Raw genomic sequence first — 19,273 nt, 5'->3', positions numbered from 1 at the left:
AGTATTATTATGAGTTATTCCCCTTACCTGCTCAAAGGTCAAAAAGCCCTGATAACGGGTGCTAGTTCTGGCATTGGTGAATCCATAGCTCGTTATTTGGCTGCATCAGGTGCAGCAGTAGCTATCAATTACCATTCTGAAGCTGAAGAAGCCCAAAAGATTGTCGATGATATTAAAGCTGATAATGGTGAAGCTTTTGCTATTCAAGCCGATGTTAGTAAAGAAGACCAAGTAAAGGCAATGTTTAGCAAAACGCTTCAAGAATTTGGCACTATTGATATTTTAGTAAGTAATGCGGGCATTCAAAAAGACTCAGCATTTATAGATATGACCATCGATCAATGGAATGCAGTGATTGGGATAAATCTAACGGGACAATTCTTGTGTGCTAGGGAAGCCGCAAAGGAATTCTTGCGCCGAGGTGTGAAGCCTGATATTTCATGTGCGGCAGGTAAGATTATTTGTATGAGTTCAGTGCATCAAGTAATCCCTTGGGCTGGTCATGTTAATTATGCTACGAGTAAGGGCGGTATTAATATGATGATGCAAAGTATTGCTCAAGAACTTGCCCCTCACAAAATTCGCGTCAATAGTATTGCTCCTGGTGCAATCAAAACTCCCATCAATAAATCAGCTTGGGACACCCCACAAGCCGAGGCGAAGTTACTAAAATTGATTCCCGCAAAACGAGTCGGTGAAGTGGAAGACATTGCCAAAGCAGCAGTGTGGCTGGCTTCTGATGATTCTGATTATGTCAACGGTACAACCATGTTTGTAGATGGTGGCATGACTTTATATCCAGGTTTTACGGAGAATGGCTAGAAAAGGAGCAGGGGGAATGGAAAAAGAGCCAATTAAGAGTCATGAATGATAAATCTAGCCGTGGGAGATAGGAAAGTATCATTGCGTTTTTGGCGCGAGGGAGAACAAACCCACTGGAAAGTTACTTCTTTACAAGGTGAATTACAAGTTTCTACTAGTCTGTCAACTTACTTTTGAGGGGTAAGGTAACGAACGACAAAGGACGCAAGGAACGCAAAGGAAGAAAAAATTGATTTATTTCTCAATTTTTTCTTGACAGACTATTACTACAAATTACGAATTGGTATCAAAAGGTTTTGACAGAGATAGAGATTGATAAAAATGCACACCATTAACCCTTTTACCGATCCAATTAGTGGAATTCTCCAAGCATTCAGCATGACATTCTCGATGTTCTGGGAAATTCTTTGGGCGTTGATTTTGGGTTTTACGCTATCAGGGATTGTCCAAGCGGTAATTTCCAAGGGGGAAATGAGTCGGCTACTACCAGATGCGTCACCAAAATCGATCGCAGTAGCTTGTGGTTTGGGTGCGGCTTCATCGTCATGTTCTTACGCTTCTGTCGCCCTTGCCCGTTCCATCTTTCGCAAGGGTGGTAACTTTACAGCCGCGATCGCATTTCAGTTCGCTTCAACTAATTTAGTCATTGAACTGGGCATTATCTTGGCAGTATTAATGGGGTGGCAATTTACCCTAGCTGAGTTTGTCGGCGGACTGTTGATGATTTTCATATTGGTGTTTCTATTTAAAGTATTCCTCAAACCCCAGATGGTGAAAGCAGCTAAACAGCAAGCTAACCGGGGACTCTCTGGGAAAATGGAAGGACACGCCAATATGGATATGTCAGTAACAGAAGGTTCCATTTGGCAAAGGATTTTTTCTGATAAAGGATTTACATCTATTAGCCATTACTTTGTCATGGACTGGGCTTCGGTGTGGTTAGATATTGCCCTGGGATTAGTAATTGCAGGTGCTTTAGCTGCTTGGATACCCAATGATTTTTGGCAAGCATTCTTTCTCACAGATCGCCCTATATGGTCTAAATTATGGGGGCCAATTGTCGGGCCAATCGTCGCAGTATTTACCTTTGTTTGTTCTGTGGGAAATGTACCTTTAGCAGCTGTGCTGTGGAATGGAGGTATTAGTTTTGGAGGCGTGATAGCATTTATTTTTGCTGACCTGATTATACTGCCAATTTTAAATATTTATCGCAAATATTACGGGTTAAAAATTAGTATATTTCTAGCGATCGCCTTTTACACAGCAATGGTAATTGCAGCACTAATAGTTGAAATTCTGTTCCAATTTTTGGGTTTAATACCACAAGAACACCAAGCCAAAGTAGTTGAGGCATCTATCAAATTTAACTACACTACAGTATTGAATATTTTGTTTTTGACTGTAGCAGCTTTATTAGTTGCGCGGTTCTTCAAAACTGGTGGGCCGAATATGCTGAAAATGATGAACAGTGACAGCAGCGATCGCGAACATAGCGAACACCATAATATGATGCACTACGCTGTTACCAAGAGGAGAAGGAAATCTGTGAGAAACTTACCTATTTAGAAAGCTGGAAAACAGCTAATATTTACAATCATGGCAACTGATTCATCTAGAAAAACTATATTTGCAGCGATGGGGTCGAATTTAGCGATCGCTATTACTAAATTTATCGCTGCTTCCATTACTGGCAGTTCCGCCATGATATCTGAAGGTATTCATTCAGTTGTAGATACTGGCGACCAACTATTACTTTTGCTGGGAATTAGCAGAAGCCAAAAACCAGCAGATGAGAGTCATCCTTTTGGTTACGGTCAAGAACTTTATTTCTGGACTTTTATCGTTGCTATCCTTATCTTTGCCATTGGTGGCGGGATGTCAATTTATGAGGGAATTACTCATTTAATTAACCCTAGCCCTTTAGAAGACCCAATGTGGAATTATATTGTGTTAGGTATGGCAATATTATTAGAGGGTTATTCTTGGACTGTAGCTTTAAAAGAGTTTTTGCCGACAAAGGGGAAACAAAATTTTTGGCAAGCTATCAAAAACAGTAAAGACCCCACAGTAATTACAATATTATTTGAGGATACTGCGGCAATTTTAGGTCTATTTGTTGCCTTAATAGGAATATTTTTAGGACATCTATTTAATAATGTTTCTTTTGACGGTATCGCCTCAATTATTATTGGCATTATCTTAGCTATAGTAGCAGTGGTACTAGCGAGAGAAAGTAAAGGTTTGTTAGTTGGTGAAAGTGCCGATCCTCAAACTATAGCTAATATCCGTTCTTTGTCAAAAACCGAACCAGGAGTGAAAGAAGTTATCCGGGTGCTAACAATGCAACTTGCTCCACAGGAAGTATTGCTGAACTTGGAAATTCAATTTTATGGCAATCTTACAGGTGAAGAAATAGCCTTAACCGTAGAAAGCTTAGAGGTAAAAATTAGCCAAAAACATCCTGAAATAAAACAAATTTTTATTGAAGCTAAATCCTTAACTGCTGCTCGCAAAGCTTCTCAAAGTTCTCAATAAATTTTCATCAAATAAATATCAATTACAGCGCTGAACTGCACAATAAATTATGATAAAATTTCTTGGTCAAGGACAGGCTTTTGGCTCACCGGGTATCGAACCTCGATGGACTCATGCCAATAAAGATGGAGTCGGCACAGCTTACTCTACTTCTAGTAAAATTTGGTTTACTATCTGGAATGGTGTTGTTACTGAAATCTACCATCCCACAGTAGACAGTCCCCAAGTTCGGGACTTGCAGTATTTAATTTCTGATGGAAAAAGCTTTTTTCACGAAGAGAAACGCCATCTGGAATCAAAAGTTGAACCAATGTGGACTCATGGTTTAGGATATCGCATTACTAATTCCGATCCACAAGGGCGTTATTTTATCATCAAAGAAGTAATTGCTGACCCGCATTTATCCTGTATTTTACAACGCACAAAATTAACAGGAGATAGCGATTTTATTTCCCAACTCCAGCTATACGCTTTGTGTGCGCCGCATCTAGAAGTTGGAGGTAGAGGTAATAATGGTTACGCTGTAGAAGTTGCTGGACATCGAATTCTCACAGCCGAGAAAGGAGGAACATGGTTAGCGATGGGTGCAACAATTCCTTTTAGCCGTGTTTCTTGTGGCTACGTTGGCAAAAGTGACGGCTGGACAGATTTGGCTGATAATTTTCAGATGGATTGGGAGTTTGATAGTGCTGTAGATGGCAACCTAGCTCTGACTGGAGAACTAAATTTAGACAGCACTAAAGAGTTTACTTTAGGATTGGCATTTGGCACAAATCTGCACAATGCAATTTCTACACTATTTCAATCGCTGAATATTCCTTTTGAACAGCAGAAGCAGCTATATAACGAACAGTGGAAGCGATCGCGCAGCGACATCAAACCATTAGAAAATATTTCTTATGATGATGGAAAATTGTATCACAACAGCATTAGTTTATTGTTGGCACATGAAGATAAAGTTTACCCAGGCGCGTTAATTGCTTCCCTGGCGATTCCTTGGGGTGAAGCCAAAGACGACCAAGATCAAGGCGGATATCACCTTGTCTGGACGCGGGATATGGTCAGTAGTGTAGCAGGTTTAGTGGCTGCCGGCGAAACAGATACAGCAGTGCGATCGCTAATTTATCTCGCCACCAGTCAGCAGGAAGATGGCGGTTTTCCCCAAAATTTCTGGGTTGATGGTAAACCTTACTGGAAAGGTATTCAACTTGATGAGGTAGCGTTTCCGATTCTCTTAGGATGGCTATTGCACCAACAGAAGACTTGCTTAAACTTTGATATTTATCCGATGATTTTACGCGCGGCGGGTTATTTAATTCGTCACGGCCCGGCCACTCAACAAGAACGCTGGGAAGAAAATAGCGGTTATTCACCATCAACATTAGCATCCAATATTGCCGCCTTAATCTGTGCGGCTCAATTTGTTCGTGAACGTGGGGATGAAGCAACAGCACAATTCATTGAAGAATACGCCGATTTTTTAGAATCTCACATCGAAGCTTGGACAGTTACTACTGAAGGAACCTTAGTTTCTGGCATCAAAAGCCATTACATTCGCATTACTCCTACAGATATCAATAATCCTCAACCCAACGAAAATCCTAACGAAGGAACTCTTTTTATCAGCAGTCAACCTCCTGGTGAACGGGCAGAATTTCCCGCCAAGGAGATTGTTGATGGTGGGTTTCTGCAATTAGTGCGCTATGGAATTCGTTCACCAAATGACCCAATTATTGTTGATTCCGTCAAAGTAATTGATGCAGTCTTAAAAGTAGATACACCTGCTGGCCCTTGTTGGCATCGTTACAACCACGACGGCTACGGACAGCAAGAAGACGGCAGTCCTTATACCGGTTATGGTAAGGGACGTGCTTGGCCTCTCTTAACAGGAGAACGAGGACATTATGAATTAGCTGTTGGCGGCGATGTCAAAACATATATCAAGGCGATGGAAGGATTTGCTTCAGACACTTGTTTACTACCAGAACAGGTTTGGGATGAAGCAGATAAACCTGAAGACCATCTGTATTTAGGAAAACCAACAGGTTCGGCGATGCCTTTAATGTGGGCGCACTCAGAATACATTAAACTGCTACGGTCAAATCATGACGGTCAGGTATTTGATTTTATCCCAGAGGTGGCTAATCGATATTTAGGTGAAATAAAGCAGTGTAAATCATTGGAAGTTTGGAAATTTAATCGTCAAATAGATAAAGTTAGAAAAGGTTATACATTGCGAATTCATGCTTTAGCATCTTTCCAGTTGCACTGGTCAGATGATAATTGGCAAACCATAAAAGATACGCCTTCTAATTCCACAAAGTTAGGAGTAAATTTTGTAGATATTCCCGTTTCTGATAACCAAAAACAGGCAATCAATTTTACCTTTTTCTGGATTGAAAGTAGTACATGGGAAGACCGCAATTATACGGTTGGAGTTGATTAGTTGTCAGAATTAGACCAGTACAACCAAGCATTATCCAATAATAGCGATCGCGTGACAATATATTTCCGATCATCAAAAAGAGCCATTTTTATGCAAAATAACCAATCACCGACAATTGACTACTGGCACGTCTGGATTGATAAAGACGGTGTAAGTCACCAATCCCGTTGTCAAATTGAAGACTTCATGGAAAAAGGCATAGCCCCGGATACCTCACCGCAGTGGCTTTCTAATTTGAAGCAGTCCGGTGCAACAATCACTTTTACTGTGCTACCTGTGGGATGGCTTGGAGACTGGCATGAAAACCCCAAGCCCCAATGGATCATCCCTCTATCGGGACGCTGGTTTGTGGAAACTATGGACGGACAGCGAGTTGAGATGGGGGAAGGCGAAATTTCATTTGGAGAAGATCAGGGTACGAAAGCGGACGCGCAAGGTCATTTGGGTCACTTATCTGGAACAGTAGGCGATGCCCCAGCTGTTCTGATAATGGTGCAATTTGAAGAGACTCCGACTATAGAAGAATCCTGTCGGTTTCGCTAAGGCTTACTCAAAACCACCACGATTGATTCTCATGTCCCAATAACAGACAGTATATCTATTGCCATTAGACAATCTCCAGAAAAGATTTAGTTACCTTAAATTTACATACAAATATCACGGAAATTAAGCCTCTCTCCGTTTCAGGGAGAGGTTTGGAGAGGAGTCTTAATTGATTTCTGGAGATGTCTATTTAGGGTAAAGCGATGTCTACGATGGTCACTGAGCTTGTCGTTGGCGCAGCCTCTCGTAGAGAAGTGCGGGCTACGCATACGCTACTAACCATAATCCTGTTAAAAAGTTAACAATTGCTTGCAGTGTCTTCACCTGACCTTCAGTTTATAAGCTCGGTTCTTGGTGAATTGAGCTAGTCGTCCTTTTCTTCCATAAGGTCTTTCACTTCATCACGAGAAATTTTGATTTTTTGACCATCAAACTTAGTCAGATTGAAGAAATTATCTTCGTTAAAAGTAAGTGATTGTTCTTGTAGCACGCCAATTGCTATCTGCTCACCCAGTTTCACAGACTCTGTGTAATCACTGCGCCAGTGAACACCAGCACCATTACGAGCGATGGAAATATTGGCAGCAATCTTATTCAACTCCCCACCAACCGTCATCTGGCCTGCATCAGCGCCATTGTACTCACATAGTTCCGTACCTTCAGCATTAGGAAATACTGGTTCAGGAATCACCCAAGATTCATCAAACCAAGCTTTCAGAATAGTGACGCAAGCACCTGCGACGGTAGCGTGTCCAGCGCCGTAGGCGGGGTGGGTGGGAGAACCTTCCGGGAATGCTATTGGTAACAAGTAAGTACCGTAGCGGCTGTGGACTTTTTCAAGGGCGCTGGTGCGGAAAACTTCATCATTAATTGGATATTTTGCACGGCCAGTCAGTTGATTATGAATTAGTCCACCAAATGCTTCTGGACGAAAGCGGCGATGTACATACCACTTTTGGAACCATACAGCTTTCAAAGCTCTGGTTGCTACCTCAGTCACCAAACTGAGAACATGAGGATCGCCAAAAGTCCCAAACCCGATTTGAGTTTTAGAATTTTTGTAAGGATTTCCCTCATCTACAGGAGCTTTCAGTCCCAACAAAATCAAACAGGCGTTGAGGTAAGCTTCATAGAGAGCATCAACATGGACGTATTGACCGATATCTCGCACATTACGGATATGGCGGCGTGTGGTATTATCGAAAGCATCTTCTTTCGCTTTGCCGCCGTTTTGGATATTCAACCAAGTTTCATAATCAGTCAAATAATTGATATCTCGCTGTACGGTTTTTTGCTTTTGAGAAATCGTTAGGGAACCGTAGGGAATATCCTTGAGCAAGAACTGGGAGATATAGGGGCCTACTAAGTCACCAGCATGAATACCTCGGAACAAAGTAGCTGGTGTGACGCATCCACCAACTTTCGGTCCGCGAAAATCAGACAATTTGGACAGATCTGCTGCGGCTTCCGCAACTAGGGGATCGTTTGCATAATCCGTGAAGTTGATATCTCGCAACAGTGCCATCCAGTAGAGTTCTACCATTTCCCCAGAGTTTTCGGCTGAGTCGATACGAGGTGCTGGAGGAATAGCCAGTGCATGGCCGTCGGGGCCTTCTAGATCAAAACCCAAGCCTGCTTGGGGATTAGTGAATTTGTGACCAAGACCTAACCCAATTGTTTCAAAATCTTGCGGTTTACCACTTTCAAGGGCTTTGAGTAAAGATTTGTAAACTTCTGGCTTGACTTCTCCAAGTTCATTATGTGGTAAACCCTTAGAGAAATTTGCAATGTAGTTGGGATTTCCATCTGCGCCGCGATAGTCTTGTTGTTCGCCATTGCAAACATGATCCGCCGCACCCCGATTAAAGGCAATTTGTGCTGCTTGACGACGAATTGATCGAGATGATTTCCGACGTTGTTTGTTGTTTTCAGGGCCAAGTTCTTGGCATTCTTGGCGGGAAGGACGCTCTTTAGTCATAATAAATTCCTTTTGTGAAGTTAGTATGTGGTGGTTATATGTATATCTACCGATCGCAATTTGAAGATTTCGGAAAACCTGGTAGATTTTTCTAAACTTTGTCAAAGCTTGATACCAAATGTGAGGTTAAATATCTGTGATTAGGTTTCATCTTTGGGAAGTGTTTGAGTATGAGTAGTAGGATTGCGGGGTATAGACCAAAGTTTGATAGTTTGATCACCACTTCCACTTACTAGGATTTGCCCATTAGGACTGAAAGCAACAGACCATACAGATTTGGTATGTCCTACAAAGTTGGTAAGAAGTTTGCCAGTAGCTAGATTCCAAAGCTTGATTGTTGTGTCATAACTACCACTAGCTAAAGTCTGTCCATTGGGACTAAAAGCAACAGACCATACAGATTTGGTATGTCCTGCAAGAGTGTGCAACAATTTGCCATCACCTAAGCGCCACAGTTTGATAGTTTTATCTATACTCCCACTAGCAAGGGTTTCCCCATCAGGACTGAAAGCAACAGAACATACTGCTTGAGAATGCCCTTTGAGAGTTTGTATGAGTGTCAGACTGCTAGTATTTAGCTGCCAAATCTTGATGGAGCTATCTTTATTACCACTAGCTAACTTTTGGCTATCGGGGCTAAAAGCAACAGACTTTACCCAGCCTACATCCTGAAGTGTAAAGAGTTCTTTACCAGTATCTAGATTCCAGAGCTTAATGGTATTGTCAGCACTGCTACTAGCAAGCAATTTTCCATTGGGACTTATAGCAATTGCTTCTACATCGTCCTTATGTCCATCAAGAGTACGGATGAGAGTTCCTGTTTCTAGATTCCACAGTTTAATTCGATTATCCCAACTGCCACTAGCGAGTATACGGCGATCGCTGCTGATGGCCAAGGATACAACTGCATCAGCATGACCTTTAAAAGTGTGGAGTAATTTACCAGTGTGCAGATTCCAAATCTTGATCGTGCCATCATAGCTACCACTAACTAAAGTATTACCATCTGGACTAATAGCGATCGCATAAATCCAGGTTGAATGTCCTTTGAGGGTTTGATAAGGTTGAATAATTGGCAAGGACATAACGTTGGGTGTGACCATCTGAAATGGTAATAGTAAACGATAAGAGCTAAACCCAACCAAGGTTGCTGTAGATGTAATTACCATTACTGCTGTAATTTTTTTAACAATTGGGTTTGACACTACAGAGCAACTCTCCATTTACACAATTTGGGCATGGAACTATCTAGTACTTTTTCCTACTAAATCTGGTTTAGTTACTTTATTTGGGTTTCTTTGTTGCTTATTCTGGTGTTCAATCCGAAGTCTGATGATAAATAAAACCGTGATTAGAATAGTGGCAACAAGGCTAATTGGTGTTAAATAAGTCCAGTGACCTGACATCTTATCCTAGATATGCCAAATCAAAATAACCATAGCTACATAAGTGAGCTTATGTAATTGCTTCCAGTTCTTTTTCAGCTTTTTTACACTCCAATTATTAGAAGTTATAGAAAGGAGTGTAAAAATGAGAAAAGTGCTTACACCCTGGATATATATCCAAAATGTATTGATGTCAAAAAAATCAAAATTTCTCTTTTGAACCATTAAAAACCCATGACATAAAGCCAAAAAGAAAGCTGTAAGACCTATACTAAGGCGGCGTTTTAGTAGCCATTGAGGAATACCGGTTTCTTTGGTTTGTGGAAAAACAATTCTAAAAATTGTGGGAACTACTGTGACTATATAGCCATCTAACGCTAAAAATCCGAGGATATTAGCCAGGGGTGATTGATCCATTGAAATCATATTTAATCCCTAATAATAAGATTGTTGATTATAGAAACTACAGGTATAAATAATTAAGCCGAACTTACGCTAATTCTAATGGAAATAGCAGATAAGCTAGGTATTTTAGTCAGTCAAGTAAACCCTAGATATTTATCTATCAGAGGTTGATTAAAAATTTATGCAATTGTCAAAAATCAATTTACTAATAAATGTGCCAAGGACGACTTGATTACCCGTATACTGCATGAAATTGCGTAGGAGTCGCGGCCCAAAATTGAAAGCAGCTAGCTGAAGCGCCACGATTGTGATTGAAAAAGCTGTAGCATCAACGCTGATTGTGGAACCTGCAACCGCTCCTAAAAGCGATCGCATCATAGATAGTTTAATGACTCGCGGTTCGCTCATTTTTTAGGCGGTTAGAAAAAAGCCGGAACGGAATAATAGGGGTTACAGCGTTTGTAGCAGATTGCGATCGCAAGCGTTGCTAATTAATCTTGGATATTTGGTTCACCACCTGTCACCATCCAAAAAACTGATTTCTCCGAAACCCTTATGACTACGTTATTTACCAATTTCTCTAACTTCAAAAAAAATGGGCGAACCCCCAGTAATGAGTTTGGTACTCGCCCATACAACGAAATGATGTAATTGTTAACGAAATCATTGGTCTAATTTAGCGTGGAACTCAGTTCCCCTTCCGTTGTAGATAAAATAGATTGGTAACAGTTATCGATATTGCCCAACAAGCACTATCTATAGTGGTGTAGTTTTTGGGGGTGATGTTTGAATTTATTTCGTAGGTATTACAGGCAAACTAGACCTAATAGTAAGCGATCGCACTTCAAAAACCGTCTCTATTATACTGGGATGTTTGTATTTGTTGTGCTACTTCTCTCCAGTGGACTAGGCTACCCTTTTTATAACCAACCAAAACTGGATGTAGATAAGATAGCTCCCCAAACGCTTACTGCACCAAGTTCAGCTAATGTTGAAGATATAAAAACAACAGAAGAAAGACGCAGAGAAGCTCGTAGCGGTGCTTCAGCAATCTGGGTTGTCGATCCAGAAATTAATGGGCAAATTGACCAAAATCTCCAGCAATTATTGGCAAAAGGCGATCGCATCCGCGAAAAGTTGGGCAATTTCCCCTTTGTCGAGACTTCAGTGTTGTCTACTCCTACACAAACTTACCTGCGACAAGCACCAGAACCTCAATGGCAGCAAGTATTGCGAGGGTTGGATAAAAATAGCAATTTAACTAGTTTAAATTCTGTTCAACAGCTAGCAGTAAAAAAACTGCGAACATACCAAGAGTCTAACTCTTCCCAGGCTTTGGCTCAACTATTAAAAGCGATCGCGCAAGCTCGTCAGCGCTATGATATCGCTCTCAATGTTGTGAGTGCGATGTCTAACGATAAGACTTACAGCGTCTACGCTCAACCCGAAACCCTCTATAATGCCAGTTTCTTAAACCTGTCTGATGCAGATTGGCAAACAACTCAAATCCAAGTGCGTCAAACATTAGACCGAATGTTAGCACAGGGTATTTATCCAGGGCTATCCAATGCGAACCTGAACTCTGCAATCCAGATGCAGGTGAGTGTTTCTGTGCCAACGACAGCACAACCTTTAGCCAGACGATTGCTATCAGAGGCGATCGCACCCAATTTAATTAAAGACATAGAGCAAACCAAGCTGATTGCAGAACAAGCAGCCCAAGCAGTAGAACCGGCGATCGTCAGCATTCAAAAAGGTGAAGTTATCGTTAAAGCTGGCGCAAAAATTACCCAGGCTGATTTTGTCCTATTAGACCACTTTCACTTGAGCCAACGCGGAATCGATTGGCTGCATCTGATTTGTTTTAGTGGAATAGTGGCATTGGCTGTGGCTATTTTCAAACTGGTAGAACGACGGATTTACGCAAAATTACGAAGAAGCGATTATCTCTTGATACTGTTTCTTACTCTCAGTGCGCCGTTGCTAATCTTCTTGACCAAATCATTTACAGGCTTACCTGCTATTGGTTTGCTTGTTGGTAGCTTCTACGGGACTGGCATCGGGGGTACTGTTATGGGGTTACTAACAATATTGCTTTCAATGGGAACGGAACTTAGCTGGCATTATTTAGTACCTAGTGCAGCTGGTGGAATTCTGGGCGGATTGATGGCGGGACAATGGCGATTCCCTGGAAGAGAAGCACTGCGAACGCGGGAGGAATTAGCTACCTTGGGAATCTTAATTGGCTTGACGCAGGGAGTAGTTTATTTGTTAGTCAATACTGCGATCGCACCCCTTTGGTATGCTGTCTTGGGTGCAGCAGTCCTCAACGGTTTAGCAGGGTTAGTTTGGAGTATCTTAGCACTAGGGTTAAGCCCCTACCTAGAAGCTTTATTTGATTTAGTCACACCGATTCGTCTGGCGGAATTGTCCAATCCCAACCGGCCTTTATTAAAACGTCTAGCGAATGAAGCTCCTGGAACTTTCCAGCACACACTCTTTGTAGCAACTCTCGCTGAAGCTGCGGCCCGAGCATTAAACTGTAATGTGGAACTGGTGCGGGCTGGGATTCTCTATCATGACATTGGTAAAATGCACGATCCTCTGGCATTTATTGAAAATCAAATGGGAGGTATTAATAAACACGATGTAATTAATGACCCTTGGAAAAGTGCCGAAATTATCAAAAAGCATGTGAGTGAAGGGAAGGTAATGGCTCGTCAGCACAAGCTACCGAGTGCTATTCAGGCATTTATTCCCGAACATCAAGGAACCATTTTAATTGCATATTTCTACCAACAAGCACAGCAACAAAATACTGAAAAAGGATTGCACGAATCAGATTTTCGCTATGACGGGCCGATTCCCCAATCCAAAGAAACAGGGATTGCTATATTAGCTGATGCTTGTGAGGCGGCGTTACGTTCGCTCAAAGATGCAACCCCAGAAGCAGCACTGGCAATGGTAAATAAAATCCTGAAAGCACGTTGGCAGGATAATCAGTTGGTAGATTCCGGGTTAACACGGGCAGAGATGTCTCAAATTGCTCATATTTTTGTCCAGGTTTGGCAGCAATTTCATCACCAACGCATTGCCTATCCTAAACTCTAGACATTAGCTAAATACAACATCTCATTAATTCGTAGCGAATTCTCTGCGTGCCTCTGCGCTTCCCTCTGCGCCCCTTTGCGTTAAAATGCCAAGCCTAATTCCAGCTGATGGTAGTTGAAATAAACTGATGGCATTTCCAGAACCTCCACAAACAATAGTTGCATCTGATTGCGATCGCAGCAAGTCTTGCAGATATACAGTTGCTTTGCCTTTGTTACTGTTCTTGGGTATGATGTCAACGTCCCGCCCATTGCTGAAAATTACCTCAGTCTGCAATCCAGTAAAATTTAACAATTCTCCTAAATCATGGATAACCTCAAGCGGCGTATCCATATCCAAACAAAAGCTTAATTTCCAGGGAGTTTGTTTGCTGTCGGGTTGAGGTATCAGTGCAGAAAAGTAGCTAGCAATTGCCCCAACTGCATCCCTATCCCAATCTTTTGAGATTTGATTTGTCCAATCCTTTTCTAAAAACACACCCCGTTGATAAATCTCAGTACCGACACTAGCAATATTAATTCCACAGGGAATAACTTTAATCCGACCAGGCGGCGAAATTAATTGACGTAGGTCTTCTACTTCTTGGGGGCTAGTAGAAATTACACAATCTGCCTGTAAAAAAATGCTATTTAAATTAATTCCTATCTCATTTGAAAATATCAAATATCTAATAGTTAAATTTTAACTGTTCGCGTAGCGTTATCTGTAGCAAATATAACTTTCTAAAACCGAAGATTCAACATAAGCTTGACACTGTGGTGAAACTTATTCTCAGCCATCCAAATATTTCAAAATAGAAATATCTAAAAATAGGGTAATTATCTATTTTTTATTTTAGTTAGATAAAAATTAAAATTCTCCAAATCAATAATTAAATAGATTTGGAGAATAATAGTGTTCTAGTGTAAAAGAAGAGGTTAATTTCAGTAATCTAATTGAAGTATAACAATCAGTTGTAAAGATAAAAGGTAAATATCGGGTAGAAATCGGTTAGTTTTCTAAAGCTGCTTTAAGCGATAGCCTAGTCCATGAACTGTCTCAATAAAATCATCAGGCGCACCTGCGTCTTTAAGTTTATACCGTAAACTCTTGATATGAGACTTAACCGTTTCTTCGCTCGGAGGGTCATCAAGTGATCAAATACGTTCAATAATCCCGGCTCGACTTAGCACGCGCCGACCGCTAGAAACCATTAATTCTAGAAGAGCAAATTCTTTAGGTGTTAAGTGTAAAGGCTGGTCAGCATAGATGACTTCATAAGTGCTGGAATTTAAAAGCAGACTACCCCAACTAAGGTCTGGAAAAGATGCTGCGGAACTATTACGGCGTAATAGTGCGCGAACACGAGCCATTAACTCTGGCATTTCAAAAGGTTTGACCATATAATCGTCTGCGCCAGCATCCAACCCGGTAATTTTGTCAGCCAAGGTGTCGCGGGCTGTTAGCATGAGGACGGGTATTGTACTGTTATGCGATGAGTTACGGTCTATTGTAGGCGATCGCAAGCGTTGACAAAAACTCACACCATTCAATTTAGGTAAGGTAATATCTAGCACCACTAGATCATATTCCAACACTTTGATGCAATCCCACGCTTCCTCTCCATCTTGGGCTATGTCTACCACATATTGACGGTCAGTAAGGGCTTCCATCAGCATTTCTGCTAGCTGAACATCATCTTCGACTACCAGAATACGCATTTTAAAAAATAGATAATACTATATTTTTTTTAGAAAAATAACTTTCCAATCAGGTTTCTTATAATAAAGTGAGTTAGACAGGGGAACAACTTTTACAAGTAAGAATCCCTAAAGATGACGATGACAAGGAGTAAATAAGCCGAGGGAGCAGAAGGCGAAAAGTGCAAGGAAAAAATAATAGTTAGTACAATACTTTCTTTAAAAGCCTCAAGAGTTTATTAGAACAGTGTTAGAAGTTGAAAACTCGCGAAAATACCTTTAAATTACTATTTTGTCAATCATTCTTATTTATCTTTTTGAAAAAAAATCAAAATAGCTCGTATTACTTTATTACTTTAGAGTTTAGATACTATACAAGTTTAAAAGCTTGTATAGTATCTAGCCTCATGAGACTACCAAATAAATTTGAATACTCACTTCTAGCGATGTTGGCATTGGTAGATTCCTACCAGAATGGCGATTCAATGCAAATTAAACAAATAGCAGAGCTAAAAGGTATACAAAATCGCTACTTAGAACAACTACTAGCAACATTAAGATGTCGAGGTTTAATTAATAGCATACGTGGCGCTAAGGGCGGCTACATCTTAGCACGTGACCCCCGAAAAATCACAGTTTTAGATGTTTTGACTGCCATAGAGGGAGTAGAGATTGATACATCTGCCAACAATACAACTATTGAAACTATGGAATCGGGTATAGTGGAGGAGGTTTGGCAAGAAGCCTGTCAATCAGCTAACTTCGTTTTCCAAAAGCATTCACTCCAAGACCTTTGGGAAAGACGGTCTAAACGTCAACAAATAGAACTTATGTACTATATATAAAAAGGTAAATATTGTAACAATGTTTAACAATAATGTTTTTTCCGAACCTTTTGGTGAAACAACTGACGTGGAAATTTGGCTTAGTCGGGCTGGGCTAAAATTTGAAGACTTAGGTAATGATGTCACTAGTATACTCATTCGTAAGCAATGGCGGGAATATCAAGCGGCAGTGCAAAGATGCTGTGCAACCTTGCATCAACCACCAGAACGTGTTCAACTGAGTGGCGTTTATCAAAAGTTGAGAATACCTAGTAGTAAAGCAACAATTGAAAATTGTTTTAGCTGAAATGCCCAGATGGTAAGACTTATTAAAAACTTTTTGGTTTACTGATTATGGTACAGCCATCGCCTTACCCATCCCATTACTGCTCAATTACTTTAAACACTGTAGCGCTTATAGTGCATAGCTTTCCGCTTTTTTGGATGCCATTCTATACAGCAAACTAGATATATGTGGCGCATCTAAATTCTACTTTTTGGAGCCTGAAAGACTTGCTGTGAGGTTTTCATCTGGAAAAATTAAATGCGTCTGTGCTTAGAACATTTTTAATTTGGCTGAGGACGAGCAAACTGGGAAGGTGGCTTAAAGTTTTCTACTGGTACATCTTTGAGTGCCTTCTCCATAAAATCACGCCAGATAGAAGCCACCATACCTCCGCCCGTGGCGTGGCCAGATAATTGCTGGTTGTTGTCCCTCCCCACCCAGACAGCAGTTGTTAACTGCGGCACAGTCCCAATAAACCAAATATCTTTTTCTGAGGAGGTTGTACCCGTTTTTCCGGCAACTGGACGACCGATATCTGCACCTCTACCAGTTCCTTCTTTAACTACCGTTTGCATTACGTCTAAAATTGCTGCTGATGCCCAAGGGTCAAGCACTCGCTGAGGTTTAGGAGTATTATCTAATATCACATTGCCACTACTATCAGTAATCCGAGCAATAATTGTCGGAGGTGATTGCCAGCCATAATTAGCAAGAGTCGCATAAGCACTAGCCATTTCTAGTGGTGTAACACCAATTGCACCTAGTGGTAAAGAACTCACGGGTTGCATCGGACTCATAATTCCCAAAGTACGGCAAGTTTGAATTACTTTATTCATACCCACAGCTTTACCAATCTTGACTGCGGGGATATTACGAGATTGGGCTAGGGCAGTACGAACCGGTATTGCTCCCATAAAGGTATTATCGTAATTATGTGGAGAATACCAACCATTACCATCATGGTAACTAACTGGAGTATCTAGGATTGTTGTATTTGCTGTAAATTTACCACTAGCAAAAGCAGTATAGTAAACAAATGGTTTAAAAGAAGATCCTGGCTGACGATGGGCTTGAGTTGCGCGGTTAAATTCGCTATTTTTTGCATCTACACCACCCACTAATGCTTTGACAAAATGTGTGCGAGGATCGATTGATACTAAAGCCATTTGATTATTTTTTAACCCTTCAGATTCAAGAGTTTGATGCCACTTCTTGATAGTTTCTTCGTAAGGATTCAGGTCTAAATTTGAGGTATTAAAGATGGGATCTGTACAACAAGGTTAAGCATCGCTTTTATGGCTTGCTCAAAAAACTTAATTACAGAATGGCCTTGACGACGACAAGTCTGTATAACCGTCAATAAATTGGCAGTATCTTGGAACCGCTCCATAGAACGGGAACCTCCACTAACTTTTCTTTTTGTGACTGCTAAACGTAACGTTCGTTCTGCTAAATTATTATCGGGCGGGATCTCCGGGTGGTCTAAAAAATACCACCACTGATGGCATTTATTTTTCAAAGAGCGCAAAAGTTTACCAGCTTCCCCTCCGGCTTGATCAATCCATAAATGAATAGATGATTCAATTTTGAGTTTAAAATCGGATGTCCAATTTAAGAATTCATCAATGTTTTGAGTTTGTTGGAATAAAGCATAGTTTTTAAAGCCCTCATCTATTAGGCTGATAAATTTTGCCCCAATAAGATTGGTTATTTAAGCCGGGTAGCTTAATTAGTTTTTTGAAGTGACGGCGTAAATGTGCCAGACATTTCTGTTGGGCTTTCACCGGATAACCATTATAGGCGCTATAGTCATCAGAACTAAGTACCCCTTTATAGGTCGAACCCAGGATAGATTCTAATCCCGCGCGAGAACGAGTATCAGCAGCATGAAATAAAGCAAAATCCGTATTTGCAAAAATCCATAACCATTCTTTTACACCCTTGACCATCCAAGGCGTTTCATCCGAATGGATATTTGGTTGGGTTTGCTTTATCCACTCTTTGAGTAGGTCAATACTTTCAGCTACTGCACCATCTATTCGTTCATTCGTCGCTACTAATGTTCCCACCCCGATTTCTATTTCACCTAGTTCCCACAACAATTCTTGTTGTTTTTCATAGGATAAATGTCCATAATTATTGATCCATCCCAAAAAAGCTTGCAGTCTGATTCCTATATCTTGTCCTGGTACCATCTCTGAAGACCATTCTGCTGCTTGTGTTTCGCCACATTCACTACAAATACACGTATATTTTTGGTATTCTACTATCTCGATTGGCCTTTCCACCAACTGTGCTACCTGCTGTGTTTCGATTTTTATTGGTTCTGCACAGAATCCCTTGTTACCACAACAACTACACACTTGCGGTCGTAAAATCTCAAACCTATCTACTCTACCAAACCCCTTTCTCGTTTTTCCCTCATGTCCTGGTTGTCCTCCAGGTTTCCGCTTTGGTGCAATACTCTGTTGTGCTTCATCCTCAAGTTTTTTCTCTGATTTTTTGAGGATGTCTCCCGATGGTGGTTTCGATGATGTTGTGCTGTCTAAATCCCTACTGACTTTGAGTTTCTTGATTTCCTGTTCTAATTCTAATACTTTGGTTCTTAGCTTCTCTATAGCGATCGCCTGCTCCATAATCAGTTCTACCAGTTGCTCTGTCGCCAACTGTTTCAAGCTTTCACGGTCTAATTTGGGAGGCAGGTCTTTTTCCATACCTGTTATACTCTTTCTCTCATGTCACATTTGTCAATACCCCAAGACCTGAATCCTTACATAGCTAACGGAAAAATCAGAGCTTGAGAAACCATCAAAATGACCTTTTCCACATCCCGTGAAAAGTCAGGTCACAGATACCCGCTATCTTTTGGATCATCGGGGGACAATTCATCGCAGACATATTTCTGCTGCTACCGTCATCAAAACTGGAACATTGCATGATGTCAGTAGTTTAGCTGGTGTGATGCCCACAGGCGATCGCAGTTTAGTTTGGTTTGCAATCCTAAACCGTGGTACAAATCCCGCAGGGTTTCGTTCTGAGCAAGATAAACAACGCATTTCCTCCCCTTGCGATTCATGGTTAATTGATTCTGAATTCAGTTCGTTCTAATTTCCTCAAAAACAGTGTAGGCAACCCAAGTTAAAATAATTCGGGTTGCTTTTTCATAACTACTCACCGTTCGCGTAATAGGATTTGACTAAGAGGAATTATCGACCAAATGACCATAAATATCAGGTGATAGACCAAGTAAACAAATAAT

The 19,273-nt window shown here is 40.9% G+C and carries 12 protein-coding genes and 5 pseudogenes; 9 read left to right on the top strand and 8 right to left on the bottom strand.

Going from position 1 to position 19,273, the window contains the following annotated elements:
• Positions 1 to 9: 9 nt before the first annotated feature.
• The 5 genes from V7K38_RS02170 to V7K38_RS02150 all read left to right on the top strand — a co-directional run bounded on the left by V7K38_RS02170 (position 10) and on the right by V7K38_RS02150 (position 6,346).
• Positions 10 to 822, top strand: a complete 813-nt coding sequence (locus tag V7K38_RS02170) for an SDR family oxidoreductase (RefSeq protein WP_334855091.1) — start codon at positions 10 to 12, stop codon at positions 820 to 822.
• A gap of 321 nt (positions 823 to 1,143) precedes the next feature.
• A complete protein-coding gene (locus V7K38_RS02165) occupies positions 1,144 to 2,388 on the top strand; it encodes a permease (protein WP_334855090.1) in 1,245 nt (414 codons plus the stop codon).
• Between the two features lie 30 nt (positions 2,389 to 2,418).
• On the top strand, positions 2,419 to 3,357 hold the full coding sequence (locus V7K38_RS02160) for a cation diffusion facilitator family transporter (RefSeq protein ID WP_334855089.1): 939 nt from the start codon (positions 2,419 to 2,421) through the stop codon (positions 3,355 to 3,357).
• 49 nt (positions 3,358 to 3,406) lie between these two features.
• Positions 3,407 to 5,803 carry a glycoside hydrolase family 15 protein gene (locus tag V7K38_RS02155; protein ID WP_334855087.1) on the top strand — a complete coding sequence of 799 codons (2,397 nt, stop codon included), beginning with the start codon at positions 3,407 to 3,409 and terminating at the stop codon, positions 5,801 to 5,803.
• Positions 5,804 to 5,893: 90 nt separating this feature from the next.
• The gene (locus V7K38_RS02150; protein ID WP_334855085.1) at positions 5,894 to 6,346 is read left to right on the top strand and encodes a cupin domain-containing protein; all 453 of its coding nucleotides are present in this window, start codon (positions 5,894 to 5,896) and stop codon (positions 6,344 to 6,346) included.
• A 364-nt stretch (positions 6,347 to 6,710) separates the two neighbouring features.
• Here V7K38_RS02150 and V7K38_RS02145 read toward each other — a convergent pair whose 3' ends face one another.
• The 4 genes and pseudogenes from V7K38_RS02145 to V7K38_RS02130 all read right to left on the bottom strand — a co-directional run.
• Positions 6,711 to 8,324, bottom strand: coding sequence for a vanadium-dependent haloperoxidase (locus V7K38_RS02145; protein WP_334855084.1), 1,614 nt, complete (start codon positions 8,322 to 8,324; stop codon positions 6,711 to 6,713).
• 140 nt (positions 8,325 to 8,464) lie between these two features.
• A complete protein-coding gene (locus V7K38_RS02140) occupies positions 8,465 to 9,493 on the bottom strand; it encodes a WD40 repeat domain-containing protein (RefSeq protein WP_334855083.1) in 1,029 nt (342 codons plus the stop codon).
• A 243-nt stretch (positions 9,494 to 9,736) separates the two neighbouring features.
• Positions 9,737 to 10,135: a ferric reductase-like transmembrane domain-containing protein gene (locus V7K38_RS02135; protein ID WP_334855082.1), complete on the bottom strand. Its 399-nt coding sequence runs from the start codon at positions 10,133 to 10,135 to the stop codon at positions 9,737 to 9,739.
• 171 nt (positions 10,136 to 10,306) lie between these two features.
• Positions 10,307 to 10,486 (bottom strand): annotated as a pseudogene (locus V7K38_RS02130) (DUF2254 family protein); the annotation flags it as partial.
• Between the two features lie 414 nt (positions 10,487 to 10,900).
• Between V7K38_RS02130 and V7K38_RS02125 the strand changes: the two are divergent.
• A complete protein-coding gene (locus tag V7K38_RS02125) occupies positions 10,901 to 13,225 on the top strand; it encodes an HD family phosphohydrolase (protein WP_334855081.1) in 2,325 nt (774 codons plus the stop codon).
• A gap of 24 nt (positions 13,226 to 13,249) precedes the next feature.
• Here V7K38_RS02125 and V7K38_RS02120 read toward each other — a convergent pair whose 3' ends face one another.
• Complete coding sequence (locus V7K38_RS02120) at positions 13,250 to 13,888, bottom strand: HAD family hydrolase (protein WP_334855080.1); 639 nt, start codon at positions 13,886 to 13,888, stop codon at positions 13,250 to 13,252.
• Between the two features lie 335 nt (positions 13,889 to 14,223).
• A pseudogene (locus V7K38_RS02115) lies at positions 14,224 to 14,925 on the bottom strand (response regulator transcription factor).
• A gap of 386 nt (positions 14,926 to 15,311) precedes the next feature.
• On the opposite strand from V7K38_RS02115, the gene V7K38_RS02110 reads away from it, so the two are divergent.
• Both V7K38_RS02110 and V7K38_RS02105 read left to right on the top strand, forming a co-directional pair.
• On the top strand, positions 15,312 to 15,749 hold the full coding sequence (locus tag V7K38_RS02110; RefSeq protein ID WP_334855079.1) for an RrF2 family transcriptional regulator: 438 nt from the start codon (positions 15,312 to 15,314) through the stop codon (positions 15,747 to 15,749).
• Between the two features lie 19 nt (positions 15,750 to 15,768).
• Positions 15,769 to 16,035 (top strand): hypothetical protein, encoded by a 267-nt coding sequence (locus tag V7K38_RS02105; RefSeq protein WP_334855078.1) that lies wholly within the window; start codon positions 15,769 to 15,771, stop codon positions 16,033 to 16,035.
• Positions 16,036 to 16,295: 260 nt separating this feature from the next.
• Here the strand turns inward: V7K38_RS02105 and V7K38_RS02100 are convergent.
• Both V7K38_RS02100 and tnpC read right to left on the bottom strand, forming a co-directional pair.
• Positions 16,296 to 17,240, bottom strand: a pseudogene (locus V7K38_RS02100) (transglycosylase domain-containing protein); the annotation flags it as partial.
• A 14-nt stretch (positions 17,241 to 17,254) separates the two neighbouring features.
• Positions 17,255 to 18,728, bottom strand: a pseudogene (tnpC, locus tag V7K38_RS02095) (IS66 family transposase).
• 154 nt (positions 18,729 to 18,882) lie between these two features.
• On the opposite strand from tnpC, the pseudogene V7K38_RS02090 reads away from it, so the two are divergent.
• Positions 18,883 to 19,062: pseudogene (locus tag V7K38_RS02090) on the top strand (D-alanyl-D-alanine carboxypeptidase); the annotation flags it as partial.
• Positions 19,063 to 19,273 lie beyond the last annotated feature (211 nt).

Source organism: Nostoc sp., assembly GCF_036917465.1.
Classification (GTDB): Bacteria; Cyanobacteriota; Cyanobacteriia; order Cyanobacteriales; family Nostocaceae; genus Nostoc.
The sequence above is the reverse complement of the archived record's forward strand: the minus strand, read 5'-3'. Positions and strand labels throughout refer to the sequence as shown.